This is a genomic window from Streptococcus parasanguinis (genome assembly GCF_001578955.1).
GTDB lineage: Bacteria > Bacillota > Bacilli > Lactobacillales > Streptococcaceae > Streptococcus > Streptococcus parasanguinis_U.
Genome location: NZ_KQ969689.1, coordinates 48612 through 54762, shown reverse-complemented (window position 1 = coordinate 54762; position 6151 = coordinate 48612). Strand labels below are relative to the sequence as shown.

The 6151-nt window shown below is 43.0% G+C and carries 5 protein-coding genes; all 5 read left to right on the top strand.

Annotated features, from left to right (window positions below):
• A partial coding sequence (locus SPADD19_RS12125; RefSeq protein WP_277619453.1) for a pyruvate formate lyase family protein occupies positions 1-1429 on the top strand: 1429 nt, incomplete at its 5' end.
• A gap of 417 nt (positions 1430-1846) precedes the next feature.
• Positions 1847-2605 (top strand): threonine/serine exporter family protein, encoded by a 759-nt coding sequence (locus SPADD19_RS00260; protein WP_003016764.1) that lies wholly within the window; start codon positions 1847-1849, stop codon positions 2603-2605.
• Between the two features lie 4 nt (positions 2606-2609).
• Positions 2610-3077, top strand: coding sequence for a threonine/serine exporter family protein (locus tag SPADD19_RS00255; protein ID WP_037617035.1), 468 nt, complete (start codon positions 2610-2612; stop codon positions 3075-3077).
• Positions 3078-3539: 462 nt separating this feature from the next.
• Positions 3540-4712 (top strand): hydroxymethylglutaryl-CoA synthase, encoded by a 1173-nt coding sequence (locus SPADD19_RS00250; RefSeq protein ID WP_061454890.1) that lies wholly within the window; start codon positions 3540-3542, stop codon positions 4710-4712.
• A complete protein-coding gene (locus tag SPADD19_RS00245; protein ID WP_061454889.1) occupies positions 4712-5974 on the top strand; it encodes a hydroxymethylglutaryl-CoA reductase, degradative in 1263 nt (420 codons plus the stop codon). Before SPADD19_RS00250 ends, SPADD19_RS00245 begins: the two co-directional genes overlap by 1 nt.
• Positions 5975-6151: the final 177 nt, after the last annotated feature.

Genomic DNA, 6151 nt, shown 5'->3' with positions numbered 1-6151 from the left:
AGAAATCCAAGAATTCGTTGACGATTTCGTTATGAAATTGCGTACTGTTAAATTTGCTCGTACAAAAGCTTACGACGAATTGTACTCAGGTGACCCAACCTTCATCACAACTTCTATGGCTGGTATGGGTAACGACGGTCGTCACCGTGTTACGAAGATGGACTACCGTTTCTTGAACACTTTGGACAACATCGGTAACTCTCCAGAACCAAACTTGACCGTTCTTTGGACTGACAAATTGCCATATAGCTTCCGTCGCTACTGTATGCACATGAGCCACAAACACTCTTCTATCCAATACGAAGGTGTAACAACAATGGCGAAAGATGGATACGGTGAAATGAGCTGTATCTCATGTTGTGTATCTCCACTTGACCCAGAAAACGAAGAACAACGTCACAACATCCAATACTTCGGTGCTCGTGTAAACGTGCTTAAAGCTCTTCTTACTGGTTTGAACGGTGGGTACGACGATGTTCATAAAGACTACAAAGTATTCGACATCGATCCTATCCGTGACGAAGTTCTTGAGTTCGAATCTGTTAAAGCAAACTTCGAAAAATCTCTTGACTGGTTGACTGATACTTATGTAGATGCTTTGAACATCATCCACTACATGACTGATAAGTACAACTACGAAGCAGTTCAAATGGCCTTCTTGCCAACTCACCAACGTGCTAACATGGGATTCGGTATCTGTGGATTCGCTAACACTGTTGATACCTTGTCAGCCATCAAATACGCTACTGTTAAACCAATCCGTGACGAAGATGGTTACATCTACGATTACGAAACAATCGGTGAATACCCACGTTGGGGTGAAGATGATCCTCGTTCTAACGAATTGGCAGAATGGTTAATCGAAGCTTACACTACTCGTCTTCGCAGCCACAAACTTTACAAAGATGCTGAAGCTACTGTATCACTTCTTACCATCACTTCAAACGTTGCTTACTCTAAACAAACTGGTAACTCACCAGTCCACAAAGGGGTATACCTCAACGAAGATGGTTCTGTGAACACTAGCAAATTGGAATTCTTCTCTCCAGGTGCTAACCCATCTAACAAAGCTCGTGGTGGATGGTTGCAAAACTTGAACTCACTTGCTAGCCTTGACTTTGGTTACGCAGCTGATGGTATCTCACTCACTACTCAAGTTTCTCCTCGTGCACTTGGTAAAACTCGTGACGAACAAGTAGACAACTTGGTAACCATCCTTGATGGTTACTTTGAAAATGGTGGTCAACACTGTAATTTGAACGTTATGGACTTGAACGATGTTTACGAAAAGATCATGTCAGGTGAAGACGTTATCGTTCGTATCTCTGGATACTGTGTAAACACTAAATACCTCACTCCAGAACAAAAAACTGAATTGACACAACGTGTCTTCCACGAAGTTCTTTCAATGGATGATGCATTGAGCTAAGATTCAAGCAAATCATATAAACCAGTCGGAAACGGCTGGTTTTTTCATCCCATCGCAAGATTATTCTGAATTTTGAAAGAGTTTAAGAGCCTACCACATAGAGTTTGACAGCGTTTTCTTCAAATGTTATAGTAGAGCTGTAAATAATATAGAAGGGGTGATCCTATGTTTTTAGCATTTGTTCTCGCTATTATTTGGCTCTTTATCTTGATTGCACTGATCTTTTTAGCAACCCTTCTCGTCCAGGATATGACCGTGCAGCATCACCACCCGAGTTAACGAATGATAAAACTAAACAATAGCTATTCTAAACGAATTCAGAAAGGATAAGAAACAAACTAGAATTGTCAGATTTTAGTTCTGTCTCTCGTCCTTTTTTGCTATAATAGAAACAGATTATTTAGTAAGAAGGAAATTATGGAAGAGTCAAAACAGATCAACCAAGTGATCGACGTTCTGATGTTAGCTGGAACTCTCCTGTTAGAAAGCGGTTCTGAGATCCACCGAGTCGAAGATACGATGATCCGGATTGCCCATTCACAGGGAATCGACGATTGCAATGCTTTAGCGATGCCGGTCGCTATTTTCTTTTCAATCGAGAATGCCAATATCACGCGTATGAAACGGATCTTACGGACCAATTACAATATTGAAAAGGTCTGTGATGTTAACCAGATCTCTCGTCAACTGGTCTCTGGAGAGATGGATCTCTCTCAAGCCTACCAGGCCTTGAGAGAGTTAAAAAATAAGCGCGTTCCTTATACCAATCTCCAGTTGACCATTGCGGCGACTCTCAGTGCGCCTTTCTTCTCCATCATGTTTGGAGGAAATGTCTACGACGCGATTGGGGCAGTCATCGCAACTGTTTTTGCCTTTTCTTTTTCACTTGTCGTTGAGAAATACGTTCGTATTCCTTTTGCAACAGCCTTTGCGGCCGCCTTTATCTTTGGATTTTTAGCCCATATCTGGGCCAAATATAGTGGTTTTCCTTCCAATACGGATCTCATTATCGCTGGCTGTGTCATGCCCTTCGTTCCTGGAATTGCCATGACCAATGCTGTACGGGATCTTATGAACAACCACCTCAACTCAGGGATGAGTAAACTTTTTGAGACCCTCCTTATCACACTTGCACTTGGTGCCGGAACTACGGTCGCCCTAGTCCTTATGAAATAAAATGATGAACCTAACTGAATTTTTAATCCAAGCGGTGGCCAGTTTGATTGCCATCATTACCTTTTTAATCGTCCTCAATGTGCAACGCTCCATGCTAATCCCTGGAGGAATCCTAGGCATGAGCATTTGGTTGCTTTACTATGTACTAAAAGGGCCTACCAATGTCATCGTAGCAACCTTTATCGCCGCTATTGTAGGATCCTGTATCAGTCAGATTTTAAGTATCGTTCTCAAGACTCCTGTTGTGGTCTTTATGTTATCCATTCTCGCCCCCTTAGTTCCTGGATATATTTCCTATCGGACGACTTCCTTTTTTGTCAGTGGTCAATATCGCCAGGCAGTGACCAGCGTGACCCTGGTGGTTATTCTGGCCTTGGTGATTTCCATCGGGATGGCTAGTGGCTCTGTCGTCTTGAAACTGTATCATTCTTATCAACGTTATCAGAAAAGAAAAGCAGCTAATGTAAACTAGCATTGATTGCTTTTCTTTTTATGATTGTCTGTAGACTTATAGAATACATACGCGAATGCTCCAAGCAAATCACTTGGAACTAAAAAGATCTCTAACTATTAAGTAGGAGCTGTATAGAAACTGGTGAATAGAAAACTGATTTGATGCTTTTCCCTCCTTAAAATATCATCAAAGACACAGATAATTGAATTTTCAAGGACCACCTATTACCTAAAATTAGGACCTTTTAAAATCATCTACTCTATCATTCACCCATTCCTTTTAGTAAACAAAAGTTGAGTCTTTTTCTTTATTATTCTCTATTTTGACCTTCCACATTAATTTCTAACCAGCAACGATTCAAATTCGGTCCTAAGAATGATTTCCAATAGGATCTAGCTTTTTCAAGGGAATTTTGCTCTTAAATATGGTAGAATAGTAACGAAATATACTAGTAGATATCAAATAAAAAAGAGGTTAAGAATGACAATTGGGATTGATAAGATTGGTTTTGCGACGAGTCCTTATGTCTTGCGTTTAGAAGATTTGGCTACTGCTCGTGATACCGATCCCGAAAAACTAAGCAAGGGTCTTCTCTTAAAAGAACAAAGTGTTGCGCCGATCACAGAAGACATCGTCACATTGGCTGCTACTGCAGCAGATGATATTTTAACAGACGAAGACAAAGAAGCGATCGACATGGTGATTCTTGCGACAGAATCTGGAATTGACCAGAGTAAGGCTGCTGCTGTTTTTGTCCATGGCTTACTAGACATCCAGCCTTTCGCTCGCTCTTTTGAGATGAAAGAAGCCTGTTATGCTGCGACTGCTGCCTTGGATTATGCTAAACTCCATGTTGAAAAATTCCCACAGAGTAAGGTTTTGGTCATTGCCAGTGACATTGCTAAATACGGAATTGGAACTCCTGGAGAACCAACACAGGGGGCTGGAGCGGTTGCCATGCTAATCAGCCACAATCCTCGTATTCTATCTTTTAACGATGACAATGTTGCCCAAACACGTGATGTCATGGATTTTTGGCGTCCAAATTATGCGACAACTCCCTTCGTGAATGGGATTTATTCAACGCAACAATATCTAGATTCTCTGAAAACAACCTGGGCGGAATACCAGAAACGAACTGGCCTTGTCTTAACAGACTTTGCGGCCGTCTGCTTCCACTTGCCTTATCCGAAATTAGCTCTCAAGGGCTTGAAAAAAATCCTGGATAAGTCAGTGTCAGAAGAGAAAAAAGATCAATTACAATACAACTTTGATCAATCGATTCTATACAGCCAACGCGTGGGAAATATCTACACTGGATCTCTTTTCCTAGGCTTGTTGTCACTACTGGAAAATGACCCCCAACTCAAAGCTGGGGACCGAATCGCCCTCTTTAGCTATGGAAGTGGAGCGGTTTCTGAGATCTTTAGTGCCAACCTTGTTCCTGGTTTTGAGCAACTCTTAGATCACAAACGCATGGAAAAACTGGACCAACGTACGGTTCTTAGTGTTTCTGACTACGAACGACTCTTTTATGAGGAAGTAGATCTAGATCCTAGTGGCAATCAAGTGTTTGAGCCTGCTACGCATCAAACTTTTGCTTTGACAGAGATCAAGGAACACCAACGCATTTATCAGAAAGTAGAAAAATAATGGCACGATTACCAGGTTTTGCAAAACTTTCGCCCACAGAACGCATAGAGGCCTTACTGAAGGAAGGCCTCTTAACTTGGGATGAAGCACAGATCTTAAAAGAACAAAAGGGACTTCCCCTTTCTATTGCAGATCAATTGACGGAAAATGTCTTGTCGACTTTTGACTTGCCCTTTAGCCTTGCTCCTTATTTCCTGATCAATGGTCGTGACTATGTCCTTCCCATGGTCACAGAAGAGCCTTCCGTGGTCGCAGCTGCCAGCTTTGCGGCCAAGCTCATTCAACGTTCGGGCGGCTTCACCACCCAGGTGCACCAGCGCCAAATGATCGGTGAGATTGCTCTGACGGATGTTGAAGATAGGAATACTGCAAGCAAGCGCATCCTCGAAGACAAGGAAACTCTTCTTCAGCTGGCTAATGAAGCCTATCCTTCGATCGTCAAGCGTGGAGGTGGAGCGATAGATCTTTGGGTCGAAAACAAGGGGGACTTTCTTATTGTCTACTTGGCTGTCGATCCCAAAGAAGCCATGGGGGCCAATATGCTCAATACCATGTTAGAAGCTCTGACCGATCGTATCCAGGAACTCTCTGGTGGTCAGGCCTTGATGGCAATTTTATCCAACTTGGCTACTCGCTCTTTGGTGAGTGCACGATGTGCCATCGATTTTAAAGCACTGAGTCGAAATCCTGAGGAAGCCATTGAGATTGCCCACCGGATGGAGTTAGCCAGCCAACTGGCCCAAGTGGATCCTTACCGAGCAGCCACTCATAACAAGGGAATTTTCAACGGGATTGATGCCCTAGTCCTTGCGACAGGCAATGACTGGCGGGCCATCGAAGCAGGAGCCCATGCCTATGCTGCACAAAGTGGTTCATACAAGGGCTTGAGCCACTGGACAAGTCAGCCAGAAGAGAAAAAACTCTATGGAGAGATCACCCTGCCAATGCCAGTTGCGACAAAAGGAGGCTCGATTGGCCTCAACCCAACGGTTCAAGTCAGCCACCGTTTGCTAGGAGAGCCTTCTGCTATTGAATTAGCAGGTATCATCGCTTCGCTCGGTTTGGCGCAGAATTTCGCAGCCCTCAAAGCCCTTGTCACCACAGGGATCCAAGCAGGACATATGAAACTCCAAGCACGCTCCCTAGCCCTTCTAGCAGGTGCTAAGGAAGAGGAAGTTCCCCGATTGGTCAGCCAACTCCTTGAAAATAAACCCTTTAACTTAGAAAAGGCACAAACACTCTTACAAGAATTGAGAAAATGAAAGAACTAAGACAAGGTTTTCGTTTTCAGATTGAAGACAAAGTCATTTTTGAAACTTTCCTTAGGTGAGTACGGACGTCAGCGAACTTCGAAGAAGTTCCATGACCTAGTTTTGAACCTAAAGTTTCAAAACTCCCGAGTGCTAGAAACAATCCTATTTCTAGCACTTTTCTCACTG